This window comes from Roseobacter sp. N2S, from assembly GCF_031454055.1.
Classification (GTDB): Bacteria; Pseudomonadota; Alphaproteobacteria; order Rhodobacterales; family Rhodobacteraceae; genus Amylibacter.
On the sequence record NZ_JAVDQB010000005.1, the window covers coordinates 63,875 to 89,000 of the forward strand.

The window sequence follows — 25,126 nt, forward strand, 5'->3', positions numbered from 1 at the left end:
AATCGGCACGGATAACAAGGGAACCAAGATGACGTATAAAGTAAGAACACTTGGCATGGCTGTTGCCACCGCTGCAGTTTTTGCAGCAGGCGCAGTTTATGCTAATAAAGCAGACGGCGTGTTGAACGCAGCCTTCACAAAAGAGCTGGAAAACGTAGACAGCTACTTCAACTCTTCGCGTGAAGGTGTTGTGATGCAACGCGCGATTTGGGACGGTCTGATCTACCGCGATCCGGCCACAAACGAATATACAGGCAATCTGGCGACATCCTGGGAGTGGATCGACGACACAACGCTGGAATTCAAACTGCGCGAAGGTGTGACCTTTCACAACGGCGAGGTTTTCAACGCGGATGATGTTGTTTTCACTGTGAACTTTGTCGCTGACGAAGCCAATGGCGTGAAAACTCAGCGTAATGTGAACTGGATGAAATCCGCCGAGAAAATCGACGATTACACCGTACGCATCCACCTGAAAGAAGCCTTCCCCGCAGCGATTGAATTCCTGTCCGGTCCGGTGTCCATGTACCCCAACGAATATTACGCCGAAGTCGGTCCATCCGGCATGGGCCTGAAACCTGTTGGCACTGGTCCTTACAAAGTGACTGACGTTGTTCCAGGGTCCCATTTCGTTCTGGAAAAGAACGAAAACTACCATGACAGCCCAAAGGGCCAGCCTGAAATCGCCAAAATCGACATTCGCACCATTCCGGATGTGAACACACAGATTGCGGAATTGTTTTCCGGCTCGCTTGATTTGATCTGGCAAACCCCTGCGGATCAGGCAGAAAAACTGTCGACGATGGACCAGTTCACTGTCGCCAACGAAAGCACCATGCGGATCGGTTATCTGACACTGGATGCGGCAGGCCGCACTGGGGATGACAACCCGTTCACCAAACTGAAAGTGCGTCAGGCTGTGGCCCACGCAATTGACCGCAACGCGCTGGTCAGTGCCTTGCTGAAAGGCAAAAGTAAGGTTGTGTCCTCCGCTTGTTTCCCAAGCCAGTTCGGCTGTGAACAAGACGTAACCAGCTATGACTACGATCCTGAAAAAGCCAAGGCGCTGTTGGCGGAAGCTGGCTATCCGGACGGGTTCTCGACCGATTTCTACGCCTACCGTGACCGGGCCTATGCCGAAGCGATTTCGTCTTTCCTGAACGCAGTTGGCATCAAAACCAACTTCAACATGCTGCAATATTCCGCCCTGCGCGAATTGCGGATGAAAGAAGGCACACCGGTTTCGTTCCAGACTTGGGGGTCTTACTCCATCAACGATACGTCTGCCATCACCAGCCAGTTCTTTAAGTTCGGTTCTTTGGATGATGCACGCGACGAAGAAGTCAAAGACTGGCTGACCATCGCTGACAGCTCTACCGATCCAGCCAAACGCAAGGAATTCTATTCCAAAGCGCTGAAAAAGATCGCGGATGAGGCTTATTGGGTTCCGATGTTCTCGTACAACACAAACTATGTGTACTCAAAAGAGATCGACTACACCCCAACACCTGACGAAGTTCTGCGTTTCACAACAATGCACTGGAACTAAGGTAACCACCTTATTGGCGGGGGCTGTCATGGCCCCCGCTTTTGGTTTTCGATTAAGGGACAGGCCGCGCGTCAAATCCCCATCCCCCCGCACATAGCTGAGAGGTAGTCCCGCCAGTGCTGAACTTTATCTTAAAACGTTTAGGCCTTGCCATTCTGGTCGCCTTCACCGTGTCACTCATCAGCTTTTCGCTGATGTTTTTGTCCGGTGATCCGGCGGCTGCATTGGCTGGCGAAACAGCCTCGGATCAGGACGTGGAAGCGATCCGGATTCTTTACGGCTTTGACCGTCCGATGATGGTGCAATATTGGGAATGGCTTTCCAATGCGCTGATGGGCGATCTGGGGGAAAGCTATTATTTCAAACTGCCGGTTTCCAGCCTGATTGCAGACCGTTTGCAGATCACAATGTTACTGGGCTTGTGCGGAATTTCATTTGCCTTGCTGACGGCTGTGCCATTGGGCGTAGCCGCAGCCATCCGCCCCAATTCGATCATCGACCGTGTGGCGCTGTTCCTGTCTGTTGCAGGCCAAGCCATGCCGTCTTTCTGGTTCGGCCTGATCCTGATTGTGGTGTTTTCCATCCAACTGGGCTGGTTGCCACCGTCAGGCACTGCCACATGGCGGCACTTTATCATGCCGACGATTGTACTGGGCTATTACGCTATGCCTGCCATCATGCGCCTGACCCGTGCGGGCATGTTGGAAGTGCTGTCGTCTGAATATATCCGCACGGCGCGGGCCAAAGGAGCGTCCGAATTCACGGTCCTGTTCAAGCACGCTTTGCGCAATGCAATCATTCCTGTGGTCAGCTTGGCAGCCGTTCAAATGGGCTTCATGCTGGGCGGTTCCATTGTGGTGGAAAGCATCTTTGCGCTGCATGGTGCCGGCTATCTGGCTTGGGAAAGCATCGCGCGGAATGACCTGCCAACAGTGCAGGCGCTTATTCTGGTGTTTTCGTTGTTTTACATCATCTTTACCTTCCTGTCGGATGTGCTGAACGCCTGGCTGGACCCCCGTATGAGGACCGGTTGACATGAGCGATCTGACAACGACTATGAAACCCGACCCGATGCTGGAAGCCATTGTTGGTCCGACGCCCGGACAAATGCTGCGCAAGCGTATCTTTGGCCACCAAGGCCTGATGATCGGCGTTGTGGTTCTGGCCATTCTGGTACTGGTTGCGATTTTTGCACCGCTGCTGGCCCCACATGACCCCTATGCCCAAAGCCTGATGGCACGGATGAAACCGCCAGTGTTTCTGGGTGGCACATGGGAATATCCCCTTGGCACCGACCACCTTGGGCGCGATTACCTGTCGCGGCTGATTTACGGCGCACGGGTGTCCTTGCTGATTGGCGCGGTCGCCGCGACGATTTCGGGGGTTATCGGCACAGCCATGGGCGTGGCGGCAGGTTACTTCGGCGGCAAAGTTGATGCGGTTGTGACCTATCTGATCAACGTGCGTCTGGCGATGCCTGTGGTTCTGGTGGCACTGGCTGTTGTGGCAATCCTTGGTGGATCGTTGCAGGTGGTCATTGTGGTTCTGGGCCTTCTGTTGTGGGATCGCTTCGCCGTGGTGATGCGATCGAGCACATTACAGGTTCGCGGACGGGAATATGTGGCGGCCGCCAAAGCGGTTGGCTGTTCCACACCTCGTATTCTGATGTCTGAAATCATGCCCAATATCGCCAACAACCTGATCGTTGTGATGACCCTTGAAATGGCCCATGCGATCCTGTTGGAAGCAGCCCTTTCGTTTCTGGGTCTGGGTGTACAACCGCCCACCCCAAGCTGGGGTTTGATGGTGTCTGAAGGCAAGAACATGATGCTGTTCGAACCGTGGATGGTGCTGATCCCCGGTGCCGTTTTGTTTGTGTTGGTTCTGGCGATCAACTTGATGGGCGATGGTCTGCGTGACGTCACTGCCCCCGAAAACCGGAGCTGATCAAATGAGCACACCCCTTTTAAGTGTAAAAGACCTGACCATCGACATCCCTGTCGGTGGGGGCACCCTGAACGCCGTGCGCGGTATTGATTTTGACCTGAACCGTGGCGAAACCCTGTGTATTGTGGGCGAAAGCGGATCAGGGAAATCCCTGACCTCGCTGGCCCTGATGGGGTTGCTGGGCGGTAAGATCAAACCCACCGCCACCAAGATGGAATTTGACGGGATCGACCTGACCAAAGCCAACAACCGCACCATGCGCACCCTGCGCGGGGATCGGATGGCGATGATTTTTCAGGAACCGATGACCTCGCTTAATCCGGCCTTTACCATCGGCAACCAGTTGATGGAGGCTCTGCTGCTGCACCGCAATGTGGGCAAAGAGGCCGCCCGTGCCCGCGCCATTGAACTGCTGGAAAAAGTCGGCATCACTGCCGCCGCCAGCCGCCTTTCACAATATCCTCACCAACTGTCTGGCGGTCTGCGCCAGCGGGTGATGATTGCCATGGCCCTGATGTGCGAACCCGAATTGATCATCGCGGATGAACCCACCACCGCGCTCGATGTGACCATTCAGGCGCAAATCCTGCGCCTGTTGGTGGATCTGGGCCGTGAAATGAACATGGCGATGATCCTGATTACCCATGATCTGGGCGTTGTAGCCCGCGTCGCCGATAAAGTCGCGGTGATGTACGCTGGTGAACTGGTGGAAACAGGGTCCGCAACAGAGGTGTTCAACGCCCCGATGCACCCCTACACCCGTGGCCTGCTGCGCTGCATCCCGCAGCCGGGTAAAACCGAACGGGGCGCCCGTCTTGGCACCATCCCCGGCATTGTTCCAAACCTTGTGGGCGGCATCACCGGCTGCCCGTTCCGCACCCGCTGCGATCAAGCGGTAGAGGCCTGTCGCACCGACATCCCCCACCGTAATCCTATCGAAAATCACCGGTTCCGCTGCGTCCATGAAACCGGCCACCGCACAGCGGAGACCACAGTATGAGCACTACCGAACCCTCAAAGCCAGTCCTAGAACTCCGCTCTGTTTCAAAAACCTACACCGTGAAGCAAGGCATGTTTGGCAAGCCCAAACCCCTGACGGCGGTCAACGATGTGTCCCTGTCGCTTAATCGCGGTGAAGTCCTTGGGCTGGTCGGTGAATCGGGCTGTGGCAAATCAACCATGGCCAAAATCCTGTTGGGCCTTGAACAGCCCACCAGCGGCGAAGTCCTTGTGGACGGAGAAGTTATCGGTGCAACGGATCGCCGCACATTGGCCCGCCGCATCCAGCCGATTTTCCAAGACCCTTATTCATCGCTTAATCCGCGCAAGTCCATTCAGGATATTATTTCGCTGCCCCTGCGTGTGCATGGGATCGGCGACAGCGCTTCACAGGATAAAGCGGTGCGTGAAATTTTGGATATTGTCGGCCTGCCCCAAAGGGTGATGCGCACCTACCCAAGCCAGATGTCCGGTGGCCAGCGGCAGCGCGTGGCCATCGCACGGGCGTTGATTATGAAGCCTGAAATCGTGATCTGCGATGAACCCACATCCGCGCTGGATGTTTCGGTGCAAAGCCAGATCCTGAACCTGCTGAATGATCTGCGGGCGGAATTCAACCTGACCTATCTGTTCATCAGCCACGATCTGGCGGTGGTTGAACATCTCGCTACCCGCGTAGCTGTTATGTATCTGGGCCGGATTGTCGAAGAATCCAGCGTCGCGGGCCTGTTTGACCGTTCCGGCCACCCCTACACACAGGCGCTGTTGAAATCGGTATTGACGCCGGAAGCGGGCAAAGGTGTGCCCGATACTGAACTTGGTATGGAATATCCAAACCCGATTGCCCCGCCAACGGGCTGTCACTTTCACCCGCGCTGCCCCGTGGCCATGACCCATTGCGCCACACAATTTCCGCGCCCCGTTCAAACCCCGAACGGCCATGTGGAATGCCACCTTTTTGATACCGAAAACGGCCATAACAGTGGTGCACCGCTGGCCCGAAAGGACGCCCTATGATCCCCAACCTGTCCAACAGCCAGACGATCCAAAAAACGGTTATTGAAACCGAACACGGGGTGGTTGCTGCGCAACATTCCCGCGCCGCCCGTATCGGAGCCGAGGTGTTGGCCGCGGGCGGGGATGCCGTTGATGCGGCCACCGCCGTGTCCTTTGCCATTGGTGTGGTTGAACCCTGGATGTCCGGTCCGGCGGGTGGCGGTGCCATGATGCTGTGGCGCGCGGAAGAAGGCCGCGCCTATGCGCTGAACTACGGAATGCGGTCGCCCAAAGCCCTGAATATTGCCGATTATCCACTGTCAGGCGCGGGCAAGGCCGATGACCTGTTCCCTTGGGAAAAGGTGCAGGACGATCGAAACGTGCAAGGCGCGACATCCATTGCTGTTCCGGGTCTGGTGGATGGTGTCGGACAGGCCCACGGCCGCTTTGGCAAAATGCCTTGGCGCGATTTGGTACAACCCGCTGTCGATCTGGCCAATGAGGGTCTGTATGTGGATTGGTACGCGGCGCTGATCATTGCCTCCACCACCCGCGCACTGGCCCAAGACCCTGATGCTGCGGCCCTGTTCCTAGAAGACGGACAATGGCCGACTATCGCAGGCTGGACCAGTATCGCAGAAAAGCGGTTGGATATGACGGCGATGGGGCGATCCTTGTCCGAAATCGCCGATAAAGGCCCGCGCGAGATGTACGACGGTGATCTTGGCGCCGCAATGGCCGCAGATATACAAGCCAAAGGCGGCAGCCTCAGCCATGAAGACCTGCGCAGCTATCACGCCACATTCCACGATCCGCTGACATTCAATCACGGCAAAGCCCGCTTTGATGTGATGCCGGGGCTAACCGCTGGCCCCACGTTCCAGCAAATCTATGACCATCTGGGCAAAGCCGGTATGACAGGGGAATCCCCGAATGCTGACGCCTATTGCGCCTATGTTAACGGATTAAAAGCCGCATACGCCAAACGCTTAGGCGAAATGGGCCATGACGGCGAAAGCCCCGAGGCACCGGGCTGCACCACTCATTTCTCTGTTGTGGATCGCCATGGCAATATGGTTGCACAGACCCAAACCCTGCTATCGATTTTTGGCAGCCGTGTGGTGTCTCCATCCACAGGGTTCTTGATGAACAACGGTGTGATGTGGTTCGATCCAGTCCAAGGCCGCCCCAATTCGCTGGCCCCTGACAAACCATGCTTGATGAATGTCTGCCCCGTTCTGGGCGATACAGGCACAGGCACCCGCTTTGCCTTTGGCGCATCGGGCGGGCGTAAAATCGTTGGGGCTGTGGCGCAATTATCGTCCTTCATGTGCGATTACGGCATGTCCCTGTCGGATGCTTTTCACCAACCCCGCGTTGATATTTCGGGCGGCGACACGGTTGTGGCAGATGACGCCCTGCCCGCCGATGTGATCGCGGCCTTAAGCGCGCAAAACCCTGTTCACACCACACGCCGCACCATTTTCCCCTACGCTTTTGCCTGTACAGCCGGTGTGATGCGCCGCGACGGGAAAAACGCAGGCTGCACCGAAATCATGTCGCCTTGGGGCGATGCAATATCCGAGGACCAAATATGACCCGCGACGCCGCAATAGACCGCATCAGCAGCTATTTTGATGCAGGCACATTTCAGACCGAACTGGGGGCTTTGGTTGCCCATGAAACCGAAAGCCAGAACTATGACCGTCAGCCCGACCTGCTGGTCTATCTGGAACAAGCCATGCTGCCCCGCCTGCAAGCCGCTGGTTTTAAGTGTGAAATCTTCCCCAACCCCGACCCTCGCGGCGGCCCGCTGCTAATTGGGGAGCGGATCGAAGACCCTGCCCTGACCACCGTTCTGACCTATGGCCACGGCGATGTGATCCGCGCCCAGACCGAACAATGGCGCGAAGGACTGCACCCGTTCAAACTGGTCGAGGAGGGTGATCGACTGTACGGCCGTGGCACGGCGGATAACAAAGGCCAGCACCTGATCAACATTGCCGCACTGGAAACAGTTCTGGCGGAACGCGGATCGCTTGGGTTCAATTCCAAAATCATCATCGAAATGAGCGAAGAAACCGGATCCGCTGGTTTGCGCGAATTCTTTGAGGCCCAGAAAGACCGCCTGTCAGCGGATGTGCTGATCGCATCAGACGGGCCTCGGCTGCAACCCGAAACGCCAACCATGTTTATGGGGTCACGCGGCGGGATGGGGTTTGATCTGACCCTTGATCTGCGCGAAGGGGCGCATCATTCAGGCAACTGGGGGGGATTACTGGCCGATCCCGCGATCATCCTGTCCCACGCATTGGCAACCATCACGGATCGTCGCGGCCAAATCCTGATTCCAGAATGGCGCCCGACAAGCCTGACCGATGACATCCGCGCAGCACTTCACGGTCTGCCAGTATCCGAAGGCGACGGCCCTGAAGTAAATGAGGACTGGGGCGAAGTTGATCTGACCCCCGCCGAGCGGGTGTACGGCTGGAACAGTTTTGCGGTTCTGGCCATGACATCGGGCGTGCCTGATGCGCCGGTAAATGCGATTTCCGCCTCGGCGCGGGCCACCTGCCAGTTGCGCTATGTGGTTGGCACAGACACGGATGATATCCTGCCCTCCTTGCGCCGCCATCTGGATGCCAACGGGTTTGAGGCTGTGAAAATCACCCCCCAGGATCGAGGCTTCTTTGCCGCCACACGGCTTGATCCGTCCCATCCGTGGGTCGGCTATGTCAAAGACAGCCTGACCCGCACCGCTGGGAAACCGCCCCATGTGCTGCCAAACCTTGCGGGATCGCTGCCCAACGACAGCTTTAGCGACATCTTGGGCCTGCCCACGGTTTGGGTGCCCCACAGCTATCGCGGTTGTTCGCAACATGCACCCGATGAACATGTTCTAAAACCACTATGCCGTGACGCCCTACGGGTTATGGCGGGACTTTTCTGGGACATTGGCGCGGATAAAGACGCACTGCCCGCGAAAAAATCTGCCTAAATCCGCTGCAAAGCAAGTATTTGCCAAAGGCTGCGACCCATCCGGTCGTGGCCTTTTTTGTGGCCCAGTAATATTATATATAATATTTGCATTTGTGTATGTAGATATATAAAATAGTCCTCACCAACAGCCCACTCCCATCCCTTGCATACCGGAGCATCAAACATGACCGCACAGACCCACACTTTTCAAACCGTGCAACAGATGGACGCAAACGACCCACTGGCCCATCTGCGCGATCGTTTTGATCTGCCCGCAGACACCATCTATCTTGACGGTAACTCACTGGGCGCATTGCCAAAAGGTGTGATGGAGCGGCTGCAAAAAGCGGTTGTACAGGAATGGGGTCAGGGTCTGATCCGCAGTTGGAACACGGCTGACTGGTATCCAGCACCCCAACGTACAGGGTCGGCCATCGCCCGTTTGATCGGCGCAAATAATGATGAAGTTGTGGTCTGCGATTCCACTTCTGTTAACCTTTATAAGGTTATGGTGGGCGCGCTGCGTATGCGCCCGGATCGTAAAATTATCGTTTCAGAACAGGGGAATTTCCCGACCGACGTCTATATCAACGCCGAAGTTGCCCAGATGATGGGCTATGAATTGCGCTGTGTCGCGCCCGAAGACGTGGAAAAAGCCATTGAAGAAGCTGGCACCGACTTGGCCGCCGTTCAACTGACCCACGTGCATTACAAAACGGGGCGCATCTATGACATGGCTGGCATCACAGCCAAAGCCCAAGAATTGGGCGGCTTGGTGGTCTGGGATCTGGCCCATTCTGCTGGCGCACTGCCTGTTGACCTGAATGGCTGTAACGCCGATTTTGCCATCGGGTGCGGTTATAAATACCTTAACGGGGGACCGGGCGCGCCTGCGTTTGTCTTTGTAGCCTCGCGCCATTTGGCCGATATGCACCAACCATTGACAGGCTGGCACGGCCACGCGAAACCCTTTGAATTCACGCAAGGATTTGAACCCCACGCCAAGATTGACAAGATGCTGACAGGTACAGCCTCGCAGCTTGGGTTGATCACATTGGAAAGCGCACTTGGCGTGTTCGCGGATGTGGATATGACAGCGCTGCGAACGAAAAACATGCAGCTTGGCGATCTGTTCATTGCCTTGGTGGAACAGGAACTGGCGGGCATGAATTTCGATCTTGCCAGCCCGCGCAACAGCGAAAATCGCGGCAGCCAAGTGTCCCTAACCCACGCCGACGGATATCCGATCATGCAGGCATTAATCGCCCGCGGGGTCATTGGCGATTTCCGTACGCCTGACATCCTGCGCTTTGGTTTTGCCGCCCCATATGTGCAATTTATCGACATCTGGAATGCGGTAAGACATCTGCGCGAGATTATGGAAACCGGCGAATGGGACCAGCCCAAATTCAAAACCCGTCAGGCTGTAACCTAAGCGGAATCCCCAAAACGCCGCCCTTTACAGGGCGGTTTAAACCTTTGGTTTTGCTACGGAAAACACTTTACGAGTCAATTGGATATGCGCCGTTAACAGCTCTGTGGCTAAGGTGACATCTCGATCAGTCACAGCATTCATAATCGCAGTGTGCCCGTCAAGGGCCACAGCATTCTCCAAACTTCGCAGCACATTTTCCCTATCCTGCGCCCCATCTCGCGCGGCTTTAATGGCAGGACTTATGGCCAGAAATTTGCGATGCCGCAGCAGTTGCGCATTCACGTGATCGTAGAAATAATGCAACGTTTTTGAAGGGCAGGCCGCCAACACAGCGCGGTGAAACCCGTCGTGTAGCACCTCCCACGCGTCAAAATCCGCATCCGTCAGTTTGCGCGCATCCACCTTGGATCGGCTCAGACGAAAATGTGTGGTGACGATCTTTTCCTCCCAAGCCTCATCGCCAAATTCTATGGCTTCGCGCAGCATGGCCAGCTCAACTGTCAGCCGCGCTTTGGTCAGGTCTTTAAGATCCGCTTCGGATACAGAGGCCACTGTGAACCCCCGATTTTCACGAGATTGCACCAGTTGTTCGGATTCCAGCCGCGCCAAAGCCTCGCGCATGGGGGTCCAGCCAAAACCATAAGTGTCACAGAGTTTTTTCAGGTTCAGCGGCGTATCCGGCAACAATCGCGTAAACAGGATGTCATGGCGCAGCTTTTGATAGGCCTGCTCGGTTTTGGACACTGCGCGGGGCTCCTTAGGGATTGTCAGTATATTTTAAATGGTCGTGCTCCCCGAACTATATATAGATTTACACCCGCTCTAAACAGAAAATTCCTTGCGGATATTCTGTCCATCCGCATCCAAGGCTGGAACCTTACCATAGGATTTCGCCTCCCCCCGCACAGCACTGCCCGGGGCCAGTAACTCGATCCCCCCTGCCGGGGTGTCCAATGTGATAAATCGGTTCTGCGGATGGGCAGCCAGATCATCTAAATCAGACAAGCGTCCAAACGCAATTTGCGCTTTTTCCAGCAACGCAATGTTTTCCGCGCGGCTGCGTTTTTTGAATTGCGCAGCACACCATCCGTCAACTTCGGGCCGATTGGCAACCCGTTCCGAATTACTGGAAAACCCTTCTTTGGCAACCGCTTCTGGCGATTCAAATGCCACTTCACACAGGTTCTTCCACTCCCGCTCATTCTGAATTGAAATCAACAGAACCTTACCATCCGCACAGTCAAACGCCCCGTAAGGCGCGATAGAGGGGTGCTGCAACCCATTACGCTGTGGGGTAAATCCGCCATAGCGGTGTTGCAGATAGGGGACGTTCATCCAATCTGCCATCGCGTGATACAAAGACACATCAATCACGCGGCCTTTTCCGGTTTTCAACCGGCCGATATAGGCCTCTAGTATGGCTTGGTAGGCGGTCATTCCCGCTGCAATATCACACACAGAAACACCCACGCGGGCGGCCCCTTCAGGCGTGCCATTAATCGCACAAAGTCCGCTTTCAGCCTGTATCAGCAAGTCATACGCCTTTTGTTTCGCCCGCGGTCCTTCGTTCCCGTAGCCCGAAATATTGCAGATGATCAGCGCAGGGTTTTGCGAGGTCAGACCCGCTGCCCCAAGCCCCAAACGATCCATCACACCCGGCCCCAGATTCTGGATCAGCACATCCGCCTGTTTCACCATAGACAACACAATATCGCGGTCCTCTGGCTTTTTAAGATCGAGACAAACGGATTCCTTTCCCCGATTCAGCCACACAAAATAGGCACTTTCTCCCTCGACCAGCGCGTCATATTTGCGGGCAAAATCCCCTTCGGGCCGTTCGACCTTGATCACCCGCGCGCCCGCATCCGCCAACTTACCCGAGGCATAGGGCGCGGCCACTGCGTGCTCGATTGCGACAACCAACACTCCGTCTAACTCGCCCATAGTATCCTCCTGATTTGTTCGTATTTCGCTAGTTTAGCGGGTCTGATCCGTCTGGCGAAAGCCTCGTTTCCCAGCCATAGAGTTGGCCTATACCCCCCATCCGCAAGCCTATCAACAGACCTAGGCCATAGGTATTTCCTTTAGCCGCCCACCAAATGGGCCTTCCACAGGTCACGACGCACAAGATCGCGGATCACTTCAAGGCAATAAGTTTCAGTGGCCCGACTGGCTGCAGTGACATGACGGGTTGAGCGGGCTAAATAGACCGGACGTTCGATCTCGGGCTCAATAATTTGGCTGCCGATCAATGCCCCCGTGCTGACCATGTCGTGCACCGCAGCTGGTGACAAAATAGTGTACCCGCTACCCCGCGCGACCAACCCTTTTATTTGTTGCAAAGAGTCCATTTCAATCCGCGCCTTCAATTCAACCCCGACCTTGCGCGTGACCCGGTCCACCAGAATACGCAAACCGTGTCGTTTTGAAGGTAGAACCATATCAAGATCCGCGATTTTAGACAGGGCAACCGGCACGCCAGGGGCTGTGTCAAAAGGCCAGTCGTCCGCAGCAGCATAGAACCAAAGATCCTCGCGCAGCAACAACTGCGAGGTACATTCCCCTAATTCTTCAACGTCATAGAGCAATGCCAAATCTATTTCACGGGTTCGGATCAGGTCTTTGATATGGCCGCTCATCGCTTCTACCGCGCAGAATTGTACGTCCGGCATTTCAAGGCGAATGGTTTCGGCCAAGGGGATCGACAGCGCCATTGATACTGATGCGGGCATACCAAAACTGACCCGTCCCACGGGTTTTGATCCTGTACTATGCACTGCGTCTTCGGCGGATTTCATTAAATCGGTGACCTGCACCGCATAGTCATACAACACACGCCCTGCCTCGGTTGGCACCACACCCCGCGCAGTTCTAAGCAGCAGTTCAGTGGCTAGAAACTGTTCCAGATTACGTACATGTTGGGACAAAGAAGGCTGGGCGATACCCAATTGCCGCGCCGCTGCCGTCAGCGAGCCGCTGTCAATAATCTGGCGAAAATATCCAAGTTGACGTGAGTCCATAGTCCCCCTGTGGGCCAACCATTGCCCGCCTAACCCACAGTTTAGACGCAAGGATTTGACCCGATAGGAATAGGTTATCCCTATGGCCACCCGCAGGGCAAGGCAGAAACGCCCGACACCGGTTTATCCTGCCAACAGCCCCGACAACCCGCGAAGATCCTCTGCTTTGGCAAGCCCCGCAACCGCTTGCCAAAGCTGGCTTGACCCGTTGTCGTCCGCTGCATGTCTTCACTTGCGCAAACGGGACCAGTCGCAAAGGCCGCGAGGTCTTGGGGATCGTCATAACATTCCGCCGCTCAATAGCTGCGCGGCATACCGAGCACATGTTCGGCAAGATAAGACAGGATCAGATTGGTGGAAATCGGGGCCACTTGATAAAGACGGGTTTCGCGGAATTTGCGCTCTACGTCATATTCCTCGGCAAAACCAAAGCCGCCGTGGGTTTGAACACAGGCTTCGGCGGCTTCCCAACTGGCCTCTGCGGCTAACATTTTTGCCATATTGGCCTCGGCACCGGGGTTTTCGCCAGCTTCATACAGACGGATAGCTTCGTGAAGCATCAACTCGGCTGCGCGCATACGGGCATAGGCTTTGGCAATGGGGAATTGCACGCCTTGGTTCTGGCCGATCGGGCGGCCAAACACCACGCGTTCGCCAGCATAGGTCGCAGCTTTTTCGATAAACCATTTCGCATCGCCAATACATTCCGCCGCGATCAAGATGCGTTCGGCGTTCATCCCGGACAGGATATAGCTAAAACCTTTGCCTTCCACTCCGATCAGATTTTTAGCGGGCACTGGCACATCGTCAAAAAACAACTCTGTGGTGGCGTGATTCATCATGGTGCGGATCGGGCGGATGGTCATGCCGTTTTCCATAGCCTCGCGCATATCCACGATCAGAACCGATAGCCCATGGGTACGTTTGGCGACTTGATCTTGGGGTGTGGTGCGGCACAAAAGGATCATCAAATCAGAATGTTCCGTGCGCGAAATCCAGATCTTCTGGCCGTTCACAATGTAGTTTTCCCCGTCCAATCGCGCCACTGTGCGCAAGGCACTGGTGTCTGTGCCGCTGGTGGGTTCTGTCACCCCAAAGGCCTGCAATCGCAGGGAGCCGGCGGCGATTTTTGGCAAATACGTCTGTTTTTGGGCGTCTGATCCGTGCCGCAGCAGGGTTCCCATAGTGTACATCTGGGCATGGCATGCCCCTGCATTACAGCCCTGACGGTGAATCTCCTCAAGGATAACCGCCGCGGCAGACATGGGCAGGCCAGAGCCGCCGAATTCTTCGGGGATCAATGCAGACAGAAAGCCAGCCTCGGTCAGGGCCGTGACAAATTCCGTTGGGTAGGCGCGGTCTTCATCCAGCTTGCGCCAGTATTCGCCCGGGAACTTTTGACATAGTTTGCCAACCGCCTCGCGGATTTCATCATGTGTTTCAATCACTGGCATTGTCTTTCCTTCCGAGCGGTCTTTGGCGGTTTATAAGCTGGGTTGCTCAGAACAGGCAGAGCAAACTTCCAATAGCAGCTATAGGTTTGTTCTATGGCTAGGCCCGAAAAACTAGCCCTCACGCCCCCGTCCATTTAACGACATCAACCGGTTCCAACAGGTCTTTCTTGCACAATTGGCATGCCGATAAGACCAGCTTTCCCCCCAAAGGAAACACTAAACAGGTTTCGGTCCGATAGCGCGATGCTAAGGTCGAGTATGACCTTGGAATGCTGCTTTAGCTGAAGTCGATAATCTGGCGGATGGCGGTGCCGTCATGCAGTTTGTCAAAACCTTCGTTGATGTCTTCCAGATTCAGGCGATGGGTCATCAGCCGTTCCACAGGAAGTTTGCCCCGATTGTGCAGCGCAAGAAATTTGGGAATATCCCGTGAGGGGACGCCAGACCCGAGATAGCTGCCTTTCAATGTGCGTTCTTCGGCGGTGAAAGTCACGGCGGGCAAATCCAAACGGGCCGCAGGGTTTGGAAGGCCTGCCGTCACCGTAGTGCCGCCGCGCCGTGTGATCCCAAAGCTGAATTCCAAAGCCCGCGCGCTGCCCGTGAAATCAAGCGCGGAATCCACGCCGCCTTTGGTGGTTTCACGAATGTTTTCCAGCGCATCCGCGTCATCCGCATTCACCGCATGGGTCGCGCCCAATTCCAATGCCAGCGCCAGTTTTTCGGGTATCCGGTCCACGGCTACAATGGTTTCTGCACCCGTTGCCACAGCGCCCATGACAGCTGCCAGACCCACACCGCCCAGACCCACAATCGCCGTGGTGCTGGCAGGATCAACAGCGCCAGCGTTAAACACGGCCCCCGTTCCTGTTAGCACCGCGCACCCCATCAGAGCAGCAATATGTAGCGGGGTTTCCTTATCAATTTTCACCAGCGAATACCGCGACATGGTGGCATATTCAGCGAAACAAGACACGCCACAGTGATGCAAAACAGGCGACCCGTTGCGGCTTAGCCGAATACCGCCGCCCAACAAAGTACCCGCCCCGTTTGACGCTGCACCTGGTTCACACAGGGCCGGACGTCCGCTTTTGCAGGGGGCGCAATGGCCACAGCCCGGCACAAAAACACAGACAACATGATCCCCCGCCACCAGATCGGTGACACCCGCGCCAACTTCTTCGACGATGCCCGCGGCCTCATGACCCAGAACCATTGGCACGGGTCGGGGGCGGTCGCCGTTGATGGTGGACAGATCGGAATGACACAGACCAGCCGCCACAATACGCACCAGAACCTCGCCGTGCTGGGGGCCGTCCAGATCAATTTCCTGCACCACCAAAGGTTGGGTTGTCCCATAGGGCATATCGCGCCCGATTTCTTCTAGTACGGCTGCTTTAATTTTCATGTTCGTCTTTCCCGTCTTGGCGGCCGTCAGTACACGGCTGCATACATTGTTTTTCTTCGGTCGTTTCACCCATTAACAATTCTTCTACTACCCGACCCCGCCGCGACACAAGTATGCGGTCCGACGGATTCAGAATTTCGGGCCAATAGGGGATTATTCGCTACGGCCCTGCCCTGATCCACGTTCAGCATCCCAAGTAGAAATTTTCATCCCCCATTCCTTGCGATCTTCGGTGACATAGGCGATGCCGCCTTTCGCGCTACACGGTAGCGCACGGGTCGCCCCTGCTATCGGAAATGATATGGGATAAGTCTATGCGACGATGGTCTTTAAAAATTGTAGTTAAAACTACCTGGCCAAAAACACACGTCATTAAACCAGCTTCGGCAAAAGGCTTTGTGAGGCCAATACACTAGTTTTTAACGGTTTTTCCGGTTTATTCTAGCCAGAAGTACCGTCAATAAAACCAGCATCAAAGCCACCCCGGCAAGCACCAGTAGCGCTTGATAGAACTCTGCGTAGCGATCAAAAAACACACCCAACGTGACAGGCCCAAGAACGCCACCCAGTTCTGCTGCAACGAAAAACAGGCCGCCTGCCAACCCCAATTGCGCACGCGGCACGCCGGGTGTTTCCATCAACGCCTGCATGGCCAACGCCATCATGGATCCGCGCGCTATGCCCAGCAGAACCAGCCCGAAAATCAGCACTGCGCCGCTTTGGGCTTGCAGCAAAAGGCTCGCGATCAGAACGGAACCAAAAATCGACGCCATGACGGCCAAGCGACGACTGGGCACTGCAAAGCGGGGGACAATCAACGAACTGGCGATCCCCACCATCGTCGGCATCGACGCCCAAAACCCCGCATCCGCAGCGGTGAAGCCTTTGGCGCGCAAAACCTCGGGTAGCCAGTTGTTCAGGCCGTGGTTGATAAAGAAAATACACACCGCCATAGCCAGCAATGCCTGCACTGCGGGAAGCTTCAGGATTTGGGGTATGCTGGACAGGGTAAACCCAGCTGCGGACTCCGTTCGGGATGTGATGTCACTGGCTAAAGGATGGCTTGCGATCAGAAACCATATCAGTGCGGTTAACAGGGTCAGCGCGGCAAAGGCTTGCATCACCAAGCGCCAGTCATCCCCCGCCCAAGGCAATAAAATCGCATTGGTCAGCGCCAGCGCGCTGGCCGTGCCAAGGGCAGGCCCCGTGATATAAATCCCCATCGCAAGCCCGCGATTAGGGCCGTCGAACCAAAGGGTTATCAGTTTAGGCGCGCCGATGGAAATCAACGGACCGCCAAGCCCAAACAGGGCCACAGATATAAACATACCAGTGCCATCAAAGGCCCAAGCCCGCCCCAGACACGAGACCGCGATCAGCACGCCCCCGATAAACATAGCCAAACGCGGTTGAAGGCGGTCCAGCAGGATTCCACAGGGGATCGCCGCGAAGATATACATCAACGGCCAAGCCCCCATGATCGCGCCCATGGTGGCGAAATCTATGGCCAAATCTTGCGAAATCCGACTAACCAAAGGCGCCATAGACCCCGCAACCACGCCAAAGCTGTAATAGATCAGCCAGATGCCGCCTAGCATGGCCCAACGGTAGCGGGCAAATCCTGCGTCGTGATGCCCGCCTTGGGCCGTGTGTTCGCTCATGGGGGCAGACTAGGGGAAAACCAGCGCCGAGGGCCATGGGTTTTTGGCTGGTTTTTATAAAATGAGCATACTTGTAAGATTGTTGACAATCCTACAAGTTCCACCTCAATTTACTGCATCCACAACAGGAGAGAAAAATGATTCGAACCCTTCAAACCAAGCTGGTGGCTTTGCTGGTGGTCTTATCCACATTGTTCGCCATCACCACACCCTCAACCGCACAAGACACATCCACCTGGGACGCCATCCAAGAGCGCGGCACCCTGCGCATCGGCGTCACACAAGCCCCGCCATGGTTTTTCAAAAACCCCGCCACCAATTCCTGGAGCGGCCTTGGCACTTCTATCGGGGCGGCGATGGCTGAAACTTTGGGCGTAGAACTGGAACCGGTTGAGGTCACCTGGGGCACCGCCGTTTCCGCCCTGCAAGCCAATCAAATCGACATTATGTTCGTGCTGGACGCCACCCCTGCCCGCGCCATGGCCATTGATTTCCCAGCCCAGCCTTTGCTGTATTACGCATTGGCGGTTCTGGCTGACGACGAGTTGAACATCAAAACATGGGACGATCTGGACAAACCCGATCTGAAAATTGCCGTCACACAAGGCACCACCATGGATCGCTATGTTTCGGCCCGCCTGACCAACGCAGAAATCCTGCGCTTTCCGTCCAATGGTGAATCTGTTGCGGCCTTCCAGTCCAAACGTGTGAATGCCGTGTCCCTGTTCCACCCGCCCCTGATTGCCATGCGCAAGAAAATCGGTCGGGGCCAGATCGTTCTGCCCGCCCCTTTGCGCCAGTCTGCGTCATCTGCCGGTGTGCGGCGAGAGTCCGACACCCGTTTCCGCGATTGGGTAAACACCGCGATTTCCTATTACTATGAAACCGGTCAAACACAGGTTTGGTACGAAGAATTCCTGACCGAATTCGGAGTAGACCCTGACAGCGTTCCGGCCATTCGCCGCGAAGAATGGTGAACACTGCCTTTCCCGAAGCAGGGGTTTTCCCTTGCTTCGGGTCCTAAGAAAAGGATTACGCTATGGGCTATGAATGGGATTTCGGCATCGTCTTTCGCGATTTCGATCTGCTGCTATTGGGGCTGGTCAATACGCTGAAAGTCACGGGATTGTCGTTGCTGTTTGGCGTGCCACTGGGGTTAATGCTGGCCTTGGCGCGGCTTTACGGCAGTTGGCCGATCCGCCTGCCTGTGGGATTTGTGATTGAATTCCTGCGCACCACCCCCCCGATCGCACAATTATTCTGGTTTTTCTTCGCCCTGCCAATCCTGATCGGCGTTGAAATAGACCCGTTCCGCGCCTCGGTGCTGACCTTTTCACTGCAAAGCTCTGCCTTTTTCGCCGAAGTCTTTCGCGGCGGTATCCAATCCATTGATAAAGGCCAATGGGAGGCGTCAAAGGCCATTGGCATGAACCGCAACGCCACGCTGCGCCGGATCATCCTGCCCCAAGCCGTCACCCGCATGATCCCCGCCTTTCTGGAACGGGCCATCGAACTGATGAAAACCACCACGCTGGTCAGCACGATTTCTTATGCCGACCTGCTGTATCAGGCCAATAACATCGCCCAATCCACCTATCGCACCATCGAGGTGTTCAGCGTAGCCGCCGCTATGTATTTCACCGTTATCTTCGCCTGTTCGCTTGCGGTGCGGCGCCTTGAAAAACGCCTCGCCCGCAGCGGCGAAACACTTGTGAATTAGGGGGAAGCATGGGCTATCAATGGGATTTCTCAAGCGTATTTGCGAACAAACAACTTCTGTGGATCGGTCTGCAAAACACGCTGGTTCTGGGCAGTGTCTGTCTGGTGCTGGGGTTATTTTTCGGCCTGTTTGTCGGGGCCGCACGTTTTTCGGGAAAGCCGTGGCTTTACTACCCCGCCACCGTCTTTGTCGAAATCTTTCGCAACACCCCCGTGTTGGTACAGATCATGTGGTTCTTCTTTGCCTTCCCGATCATTTCGCCCTTTCGGATCGACGCCTTCACCGCGGCATCCTTGGGGCTGACCCTGAACACCATCGCGTTTTCGTCAGAAATCTATCGCGGCGGGTTGCAATCCATTTCCAAAGGCCAATGGGAAGCGGGCAAGGCCTTGGGCATGTCCTACAACGAACAGATGCGCCGCGTGATCCTGCCCCAAGTGGTGCGCCGCATGTTGCCTGCCTTTATGAACCGCGCGGTTGAGCTGTTTAAAATGACCTCGCTGGCCTCGGTCATTGCTTACGGGGAACTGATGTATCAGGCAAAAGTGGTTTCAACCATAGATTTCAATCCCATTGAAATGTACACAACAGTTGCGCTGATCTTCTTTGCCGTGCTGTTTCCATTCACCATTCTGGTTCGACGTTTCGAAACCAACAGCTCTGCAGGGAGATAACCGATGAACCAGGTTCTGCGCATTGAAAACCTACAAAAATCCTTTGGCGATCTGGATGTCCTGAAGGGCATCGACCTGACAGTTGAAAAGGGCCAGACCATTGTGGTGCTCGGGGCGTCCGGCTCGGGCAAATCCACCATGCTGCGCTGCGTGAATTTCATGGAAGTGCCCACGGGCGGACAGATATTTCTGGACGGCAAGCTGGTCGGAACCGACACAAACGGGCGGATGGACTATGCCGAACGGGATCTGACCAAGCTGCGTGCCAAGGTCGGAATGGTGTTCCAGCATTTCAACCTGTTCCCCCATATGACGGTGCTGGAAAACGTGATGGAAGGGCCGCGCACGGTTCTGAAATGCCACAAGGCCGAATGTGAGCGGCGCGGAAAAACCTATCTGGATAAGGTGGGACTTGGCTGGAAAGCCGATGCCTATCCTGCGCAGCTGTCAGGGGGCCAGCAACAACGGGTCGCCATTGCACGGGCCTTGGCCATGGAACCCGACATCATGCTGTTTGACGAGGCGACTTCGGCGCTCGACCCTGAACTGGTTGGAGAAGTGCTTGAAACCATGAAAGAATTAGCCGAAGAGGGTATGACCATGCTGATCGTCACCCATGAACTCGGTTTTGCCTATACCGTGGCGGATAAAGTCCTGTTCCTGTCGGAAGGGCGCATCCTTGAACAAGGCACCCCCGCCGAAGTGCTGACCTATCCCCAACAGGACGGCACCAAAAACTTCTTGCGCGGACATGGTACATTCCGCCTTCCAGAACCCCAAATAGATTGAGATGACCATGAAGACCCAAGCCCCCGCCGCCAGCCACACCACTCATGATTCAGACGAAGATATCCGAAACCGCGACATTAAGATTTATGTGAACGGCGAAATTGTCCATCGGGATGACGCCAAGGTTTCAGTCTATGACAGCGGCTTTATGCTGGGGGACGGCATGTGGGAAGGCATGCGGCTGTATGACGGGGTCTGGTCGTTTTTTGACGAACATATGGACCGGTTTTTCGGGTCTTGTAAGGCGGTTTCGCTGGATGTGGGTATGGACCGCGCGGGGATTCTGGACGCGCTGACCCGCACGGCGGCCGCCAACAACATGACCACTGATGTGCACTGCCGCCTGATGCTGACGCGCGGTGTGAAAGTGAAACCGTTCCAGCACCCCTCGCTCAGCCGGTCGGGTCCGACGCTGGTGATCATCATGGAACATTCCAAACCCGTAGACAGCCTGCACGCCAGCGGCATCCGTCTGGCCACCGTGCCCCAAGTGCGCGGATTGCCGATGAGTCAGGACGCAAAATACAACAGCCATTCCAAACTGAACTGCGTGATTGCCTGCCTGCAAGCAGAACAGGCTGGCGCGGATGAAGGTCTGATGCTGGACCCCCATGGATTTGTGAACACCACCAACGCCTGCAACTTTTTCATCGTGCGCAACGGTGCGGTTTGGACATCAACAGGGGATTATTGTATGAACGGCGTCACCCGTCAAAAGGTGATTGATCTGTGCCGCGCCAATGATATTCCCGTTTTTGAACGTAACTATTCGCTTTACGAAGCCTATAGCGCGGATGAGGCATTTTTGACTGGAACTTTTGGCGCCCAAACCCCCGTGGCGGAAATCGACGGCAAGCCGATTGGCACCGGAGATAGACCCGTCATGGCGCGCATTCAAAAGCTGTACAAAGAGCTGATCCGCACCTCTGTCGCAGGGCAAAAAGGGTGACAGAACTCAGCGCGCTCAAGCCTCTGACAGACACCACTTTGCGCGGTCGCACGGTTGACCAGTTGCGCCGCCTGATTGTGACAGGGGAATTGCCCGCAGGCACCCGCCTGACCGAGACCGAACTGGCCGCCGCCCTTGGCATCAGCCGCGGCCCCTTGCGCGAAGCGATCCGCGAAGTGGTGGACATCGGCCTGCTGGTATCAAAACCCTATAAAGGCTTGTTTGTGCGGGAAATCACCCGCAAGGATCTGGAAGAAATCTATTCCCTGCGCACCATGCTTGAAAAATTCGCCTTTCAGGAAGCATGGGCCAAACGCACCCCCGCTGCCTTGCAGGATCTATCCGAGCGAAACACCCGATTGATCAAAACGATCGAAGCCGCAACCGATGCCTTGGGGCCGATCGAGGACGAGTTGCACCTTCACAGTTGGTGTTATGAATTGTCGGGGCATCAGTTGTTACTACAAAGCTGGAATCGTCTGAAACCGAACCTGCAATTTTACTTTGCCATGCACCAACAGGCCCATGCCCGCAAAGGCCCCAAGCGCCGGTCTCATGATCTTTATATCAAACTGGCGGGGGGCGATGATCTGGATGCCATGCTTGGCCACCTAGAGGATCACATGCGGCAAGGGCTGGAAACCACCATCAGTTTTATCGCGCCTGCCAAGGGGTAAAACCACGCAGCGATTACACCCAATATATTGAAAGTATTAGATTAAAACTGTCTGATCCTACCCAAGCTGTTTGCGAGCGGCATCAATCATGAAATCAATAAAACTGCGCACTTTTGGGTCTTGCAAGCGACGGTGGGGATAAAGACAACCCATCACCGCAGCCACGGGCGGTGTGTCGGGCAGAATTTCAACCAAACCGCCCGCCGCAAGATGGGACTCCACGTCAAAGCGCGGTTTGTTAACTATCCCCCGCCCGTCCAAGGCCCAGCCTGTCAAAACATCCCCGTCATCTGAATCATACTTGCCCGAAACCTCGCATTTTTGCGGCCCGTCGGGCGTGTCCAAGGTCCAGAAATACTCAGGCGACCTTGGATAGCGCAGCAATAGACAATTGTGATCGGCTTTAGTCAAATCGGCTGGCGTTCGGGGTGTGCCATGTTTTTGAAGATAGGACGGAGCAGCGCATAAAACCCTTGGGCAATCAATGATCTTGCGCAGTTTAAGCGTTGAATCTGGCGGACGGCCCACAAAAAACGCCACGTCCAGACCATCCTCTAGGATATCCACCTTGCGATCTGACAAGCGCAAGCGCACTGAAATTTCAGGGTAGAGATCTACAAATTCAGGCACCAAAGGGGCAACAATCCGTTTACCCATACCAAGGGGGGCAGTCACATGGATGGTCCCCCGTGGGTTGCCCGCAAACCCTGCAATGACCGACTCTGCGTTTTCCAGGTTTTCGATCACCAAACGGGCATGGTCATAAAAACTGATCCCCGCATCAGTGGGCGAGAGTTTGCGCGTGGTCCGGTTAAAAAGACGCACAGAAAGACGGGTTTCCAATTCCTTGATCCGATTGCTTGCCACCGCAGGGGTCAGACGCAAATCACGCCCGCCTGCCGTGATACTGCCCAGTTCCACAACCCGCACAAAGACCCGCAAACTTTCCAAATATGGCATTTCCTGAACCCTTTTCGTTGTAACGCGCCATTGTGTACCAGACTCAGACCTTCCGATTATCAATGAAACGTTGAAAAAGCTTACCATCCAGCCGTGTATTTTCGAAACGGTTTTTCAGGCAAGACAGTCTGTGAACCAACGTCGAAAGGAAACGACGATGCCCCCATGCCCAGACGTTCAGTTCATGGGTGGCAGCTAAAACACGTCTAACATCCAATACCCTGATCGCCGCACCGTGGGAGGATTTGGCGGGGAATCGGGGCAATTTATTCGGGGAGGAACCCAAAAATGGCTCAACCAAAGTATAGTTACAGGCTGTTCGCACGCAGCGATTACAGTGCGTTCTGGGCACTGTTTACCGATAATCTCGTCAATCTGATGGTGCTTTCGGCAGTCTGTCAGTTCGTCTTTCAGATGCCTGCCGAAATCGTCTATGGCCGTATTGTTCCAGGTGCTGCAATCGCCATTCTTGCAGGCGTTCTGGTCTATACATTGATGGCAAAATGGACGGCAAACCGCACGGGGCGAAACGTCACTGCCCTGCCTTACGGTATTTCGACACCTGTTATGTTTGTTTATTTGTTCGGTGTGATTGGCCCGATCTATTGGGTCACCCAAGATGCGGTTCTAGCCTGGCAAGTCGGCATCGGTGCGGGGTTTATGGGCGGCATCGTTGCTGCATTTGGCGCGATTATCGGGCCGTTTTTAAAACGTGTCACACCGCGCGCGGGTATGCTGGGCACGCTCTGTGGCATTGCGCTAGTTTTTATCGGTTCCGTCCCGTTGGCACAGATTTTTGAAAACCCAGTGATCGGTTTTGCGTCACTGGCGATTATCCTTTGGGGTCTGATCGGGCGGTTTCGCCTGCCGTTCAACATCCCCGCAGGCCTGTTGGCCATAGGGATCGGCACGGTGGCGGCTTTACTGATGGGGCAATCCTCTTTGCAGGTGGACGGGATCGGGTTTTATCCGCCCCTGCCCTATGTGGGCGATATGATTGCAGGGATTAAGTATCTGTTTGCAAATCCGGAATTGTTTCTGGTTCTGGTGCCTGTGCAAATCTACAACTTCATCGAAACCATGAACAACGTCGAAAGTGCCGAAGCCGCTGGCGACGCCTATCCGGTCGGATTTTGTCAGGTGACGGACGGGCTTGGCACCATGATCGGGGCTGTGTTCGGGTCGCCTTTCCCCACAACGGTTTACATCGGCCACCCCGCCTATAAACAGATGGAGGCCCATGCGGGCTACATCATTGGCGTCGGTGTTGTCATTGCCTGCGCTGCCTTTTTCGGGCTGCTGGCCTGTATCAATGGCTTGATCCCGATTGCCGCTGCCGCCCCTGTTTTGGTGTTTGTGTCTGTCAGCCTGATCACCAACACCGCCTATTCGGTGAAACCCGCCCATATGGGGGCTGTGGCCATCGCGATCATGCCCCATGTGTCGAACTTTCTGGTCACAAAATGGGGATCTTTGACCAACGCGCTGCGCAGCTCAGGGGTTGAGGGCCTGCCCCAGCTTGGCGATCCCGCATTGACTGCCGCCCTGTTGCAAGAAGGCGCCCATTACGAGGGGCATTTGGCATTGGCCCAAGGCGCGATTATCACAGGGCTGGTCTGGGGCGCGATCTTTGCAGGCGTGATCGACGGCAAGTTTCGCAACGCTGCGGGTTTTGCGCTGGCGGCAACGGTGATGTCATCTGTCGGGATCATCCATGCCCCCGCTTTGCAGATGCCCCAGTTGGACAGCATCACCATCGGTTATCTGATCACCGGCGTGTTCCTGCTGGTCTATCCGAAGATTGCCTCGAAAGAGGATCTCACCTCTCGCGTTATTGTTCCGGATGAACCTGATCTGCTGGATACACAAATGCCTGCCGAATAACCAAATCCCGGGCGGGGATGCAATGCCC

Annotated in this window: 22 protein-coding genes; 15 read left to right on the plus strand and 7 right to left on the minus strand. The window is 55.4% G+C overall.

The features are described 5' to 3' along the window. Window positions 1–55 precede the first annotated feature (55 nt). The 8 genes from GGE09_RS13140 to kynU all read left to right on the plus strand — a co-directional run bounded on the left by GGE09_RS13140 (window position 56) and on the right by kynU (window position 9,905). On the plus strand, window positions 56–1,549 hold the full coding sequence (locus GGE09_RS13140; RefSeq protein ID WP_309746835.1) for an ABC transporter substrate-binding protein: 1,494 nt from the start codon (window positions 56–58) through the stop codon (window positions 1,547–1,549). Window positions 1,550–1,665: 116 nt separating this feature from the next. Then, window positions 1,666–2,583: an ABC transporter permease gene (locus GGE09_RS13145; protein ID WP_309746599.1), complete on the plus strand. Its 918-nt coding sequence runs from the start codon at window positions 1,666–1,668 to the stop codon at window positions 2,581–2,583. Between the two features lies 1 nt (window position 2,584). Further along, complete coding sequence (locus tag GGE09_RS13150; protein WP_309746600.1) at window positions 2,585–3,496, plus strand: ABC transporter permease; 912 nt, start codon at window positions 2,585–2,587, stop codon at window positions 3,494–3,496. 4 nt (window positions 3,497–3,500) lie between these two features. Further along, entirely contained in the window at window positions 3,501–4,496 is a 996-nt protein-coding gene (locus GGE09_RS13155) for an ABC transporter ATP-binding protein (protein ID WP_309746601.1), read from the plus strand. Then, entirely contained in the window at window positions 4,493–5,512 is a 1,020-nt protein-coding gene (locus GGE09_RS13160) for an ABC transporter ATP-binding protein (protein WP_309746602.1), read from the plus strand. Before GGE09_RS13155 ends, GGE09_RS13160 begins: the two co-directional genes overlap by 4 nt. Further along, window positions 5,509–7,089, plus strand: a complete 1,581-nt coding sequence (locus GGE09_RS13165) for a gamma-glutamyltransferase (protein ID WP_309746603.1) — start codon at window positions 5,509–5,511, stop codon at window positions 7,087–7,089. The genes GGE09_RS13160 and GGE09_RS13165 overlap by 4 nt, the downstream gene beginning before the upstream one ends. After that, window positions 7,086–8,489: a M20 family metallopeptidase gene (locus tag GGE09_RS13170; RefSeq protein WP_309746604.1), complete on the plus strand. Its 1,404-nt coding sequence runs from the start codon at window positions 7,086–7,088 to the stop codon at window positions 8,487–8,489. Before GGE09_RS13165 ends, GGE09_RS13170 begins: the two co-directional genes overlap by 4 nt. Before the next feature lie 165 nt (window positions 8,490–8,654). Beyond that, window positions 8,655–9,905 carry a kynureninase gene (gene kynU / locus GGE09_RS13175; RefSeq protein WP_309746605.1) on the plus strand — a complete coding sequence of 417 codons (1,251 nt, stop codon included), beginning with the start codon at window positions 8,655–8,657 and terminating at the stop codon, window positions 9,903–9,905. A gap of 36 nt (window positions 9,906–9,941) precedes the next feature. On the opposite strand, the gene GGE09_RS13180 is transcribed toward kynU, so the two are convergent. The 6 genes from GGE09_RS13180 to GGE09_RS13205 form a co-directional block, all read right to left on the minus strand. After that, window positions 9,942–10,649: a GntR family transcriptional regulator gene (locus GGE09_RS13180; protein ID WP_309746606.1), complete on the minus strand. Its 708-nt coding sequence runs from the start codon at window positions 10,647–10,649 to the stop codon at window positions 9,942–9,944. Between the two features lie 78 nt (window positions 10,650–10,727). Further along, window positions 10,728–11,849, minus strand: coding sequence for a CaiB/BaiF CoA-transferase family protein (locus tag GGE09_RS13185; RefSeq protein WP_309746607.1), 1,122 nt, complete (start codon window positions 11,847–11,849; stop codon window positions 10,728–10,730). A 140-nt stretch (window positions 11,850–11,989) separates the two neighbouring features. Next, the gene (locus GGE09_RS13190; RefSeq protein ID WP_309746608.1) at window positions 11,990–12,925 is read right to left on the minus strand and encodes a LysR substrate-binding domain-containing protein; all 936 of its coding nucleotides are present in this window, start codon (window positions 12,923–12,925) and stop codon (window positions 11,990–11,992) included. 296 nt (window positions 12,926–13,221) lie between these two features. Beyond that, window positions 13,222–14,379, minus strand: coding sequence for an acyl-CoA dehydrogenase family protein (locus GGE09_RS13195; protein WP_309746609.1), 1,158 nt, complete (start codon window positions 14,377–14,379; stop codon window positions 13,222–13,224). A gap of 277 nt (window positions 14,380–14,656) precedes the next feature. Further along, window positions 14,657–15,784, minus strand: a complete 1,128-nt coding sequence (locus tag GGE09_RS13200) for a zinc-dependent alcohol dehydrogenase family protein (RefSeq protein ID WP_309746610.1) — start codon at window positions 15,782–15,784, stop codon at window positions 14,657–14,659. Window positions 15,785–16,203: 419 nt separating this feature from the next. Then, complete coding sequence (locus tag GGE09_RS13205) at window positions 16,204–17,445, minus strand: MFS transporter (RefSeq protein WP_309746611.1); 1,242 nt, start codon at window positions 17,443–17,445, stop codon at window positions 16,204–16,206. Between the two features lie 137 nt (window positions 17,446–17,582). Between GGE09_RS13205 and GGE09_RS13210 the strand changes: the two genes are divergently transcribed. From GGE09_RS13210 to GGE09_RS13235, 6 genes are all read left to right on the plus strand, one after another. Then, the gene (locus GGE09_RS13210; RefSeq protein ID WP_309746612.1) at window positions 17,583–18,422 is read left to right on the plus strand and encodes a transporter substrate-binding domain-containing protein; all 840 of its coding nucleotides are present in this window, start codon (window positions 17,583–17,585) and stop codon (window positions 18,420–18,422) included. Between the two features lie 62 nt (window positions 18,423–18,484). Then, window positions 18,485–19,165 (plus strand): amino acid ABC transporter permease, encoded by a 681-nt coding sequence (locus GGE09_RS13215; RefSeq protein WP_309746613.1) that lies wholly within the window; start codon window positions 18,485–18,487, stop codon window positions 19,163–19,165. Window positions 19,166–19,173: 8 nt separating this feature from the next. Next, window positions 19,174–19,839: an amino acid ABC transporter permease gene (locus GGE09_RS13220; protein ID WP_309746614.1), complete on the plus strand. Its 666-nt coding sequence runs from the start codon at window positions 19,174–19,176 to the stop codon at window positions 19,837–19,839. A gap of 3 nt (window positions 19,840–19,842) precedes the next feature. Continuing rightward, window positions 19,843–20,628: an amino acid ABC transporter ATP-binding protein gene (locus tag GGE09_RS13225; RefSeq protein WP_309746615.1), complete on the plus strand. Its 786-nt coding sequence runs from the start codon at window positions 19,843–19,845 to the stop codon at window positions 20,626–20,628. A gap of 1 nt (window position 20,629) precedes the next feature. Further along, a complete protein-coding gene (locus GGE09_RS13230; RefSeq protein WP_309746616.1) occupies window positions 20,630–21,577 on the plus strand; it encodes an aminotransferase class IV in 948 nt (315 codons plus the stop codon). Beyond that, window positions 21,574–22,254, plus strand: a complete 681-nt coding sequence (locus tag GGE09_RS13235; RefSeq protein ID WP_309746617.1) for a GntR family transcriptional regulator — start codon at window positions 21,574–21,576, stop codon at window positions 22,252–22,254. The genes GGE09_RS13230 and GGE09_RS13235 overlap by 4 nt, the downstream gene beginning before the upstream one ends. A 57-nt stretch (window positions 22,255–22,311) precedes the next feature. On the opposite strand, the gene GGE09_RS13240 is transcribed toward GGE09_RS13235, so the two are convergent. Further along, entirely contained in the window at window positions 22,312–23,214 is a 903-nt protein-coding gene (locus GGE09_RS13240; protein ID WP_309746618.1) for a LysR family transcriptional regulator, read from the minus strand. A gap of 288 nt (window positions 23,215–23,502) precedes the next feature. Between GGE09_RS13240 and GGE09_RS13245 the strand changes: the two genes are divergently transcribed. Further along, on the plus strand, window positions 23,503–25,098 hold the full coding sequence (locus tag GGE09_RS13245; RefSeq protein ID WP_309746619.1) for a xanthine/uracil/vitamin C permease: 1,596 nt from the start codon (window positions 23,503–23,505) through the stop codon (window positions 25,096–25,098). The last annotated feature ends 28 nt before the right edge of the window (window positions 25,099–25,126 follow it).

Excerpts from the sequence above, each read along its gene's own strand:
- GGE09_RS13140 (WP_309746835.1), top strand. The coding sequence starts at position 56 with ATGGCTGTTGCCACCGCTGCAGTTTTTGCAGCAGGCGCAGTTTATGCT.
- GGE09_RS13150 (WP_309746600.1), top strand. The coding sequence starts at position 2,585 with ATGAGCGATCTGACAACGACTATGAAACCCGACCCGATGCTGGAAGCC.
- GGE09_RS13155 (WP_309746601.1), top strand. The coding sequence starts at position 3,501 with ATGAGCACACCCCTTTTAAGTGTAAAAGACCTGACCATCGACATCCCT.
- GGE09_RS13160 (WP_309746602.1), top strand. The coding sequence starts at position 4,493 with ATGAGCACTACCGAACCCTCAAAGCCAGTCCTAGAACTCCGCTCTGTT.
- GGE09_RS13165 (WP_309746603.1), top strand. The coding sequence starts at position 5,509 with ATGATCCCCAACCTGTCCAACAGCCAGACGATCCAAAAAACGGTTATT.
- GGE09_RS13170 (WP_309746604.1), top strand. The coding sequence starts at position 7,086 with ATGACCCGCGACGCCGCAATAGACCGCATCAGCAGCTATTTTGATGCA.
- kynU (WP_309746605.1), top strand. The coding sequence starts at position 8,655 with ATGACCGCACAGACCCACACTTTTCAAACCGTGCAACAGATGGACGCA.
- GGE09_RS13185 (WP_309746607.1), bottom strand. The coding sequence starts at position 11,849 with ATGGGCGAGTTAGACGGAGTGTTGGTTGTCGCAATCGAGCACGCAGTG.
- GGE09_RS13190 (WP_309746608.1), bottom strand. The coding sequence starts at position 12,925 with ATGGACTCACGTCAACTTGGATATTTTCGCCAGATTATTGACAGCGGC.
- GGE09_RS13195 (WP_309746609.1), bottom strand. The coding sequence starts at position 14,379 with ATGCCAGTGATTGAAACACATGATGAAATCCGCGAGGCGGTTGGCAAA.
- GGE09_RS13200 (WP_309746610.1), bottom strand. The coding sequence starts at position 15,784 with ATGAAAATTAAAGCAGCCGTACTAGAAGAAATCGGGCGCGATATGCCC.
- GGE09_RS13205 (WP_309746611.1), bottom strand. The coding sequence starts at position 17,445 with ATGAGCGAACACACGGCCCAAGGCGGGCATCACGACGCAGGATTTGCC.
- GGE09_RS13210 (WP_309746612.1), top strand. The coding sequence starts at position 17,583 with ATGATTCGAACCCTTCAAACCAAGCTGGTGGCTTTGCTGGTGGTCTTA.
- GGE09_RS13215 (WP_309746613.1), top strand. The coding sequence starts at position 18,485 with ATGGGCTATGAATGGGATTTCGGCATCGTCTTTCGCGATTTCGATCTG.
- GGE09_RS13220 (WP_309746614.1), top strand. The coding sequence starts at position 19,174 with ATGGGCTATCAATGGGATTTCTCAAGCGTATTTGCGAACAAACAACTT.
- GGE09_RS13225 (WP_309746615.1), top strand. The coding sequence starts at position 19,843 with ATGAACCAGGTTCTGCGCATTGAAAACCTACAAAAATCCTTTGGCGAT.
- GGE09_RS13230 (WP_309746616.1), top strand. The coding sequence starts at position 20,630 with ATGACCATGAAGACCCAAGCCCCCGCCGCCAGCCACACCACTCATGAT.
- GGE09_RS13240 (WP_309746618.1), bottom strand. The coding sequence starts at position 23,214 with ATGCCATATTTGGAAAGTTTGCGGGTCTTTGTGCGGGTTGTGGAACTG.
- GGE09_RS13245 (WP_309746619.1), top strand. The coding sequence starts at position 23,503 with ATGGCTCAACCAAAGTATAGTTACAGGCTGTTCGCACGCAGCGATTAC.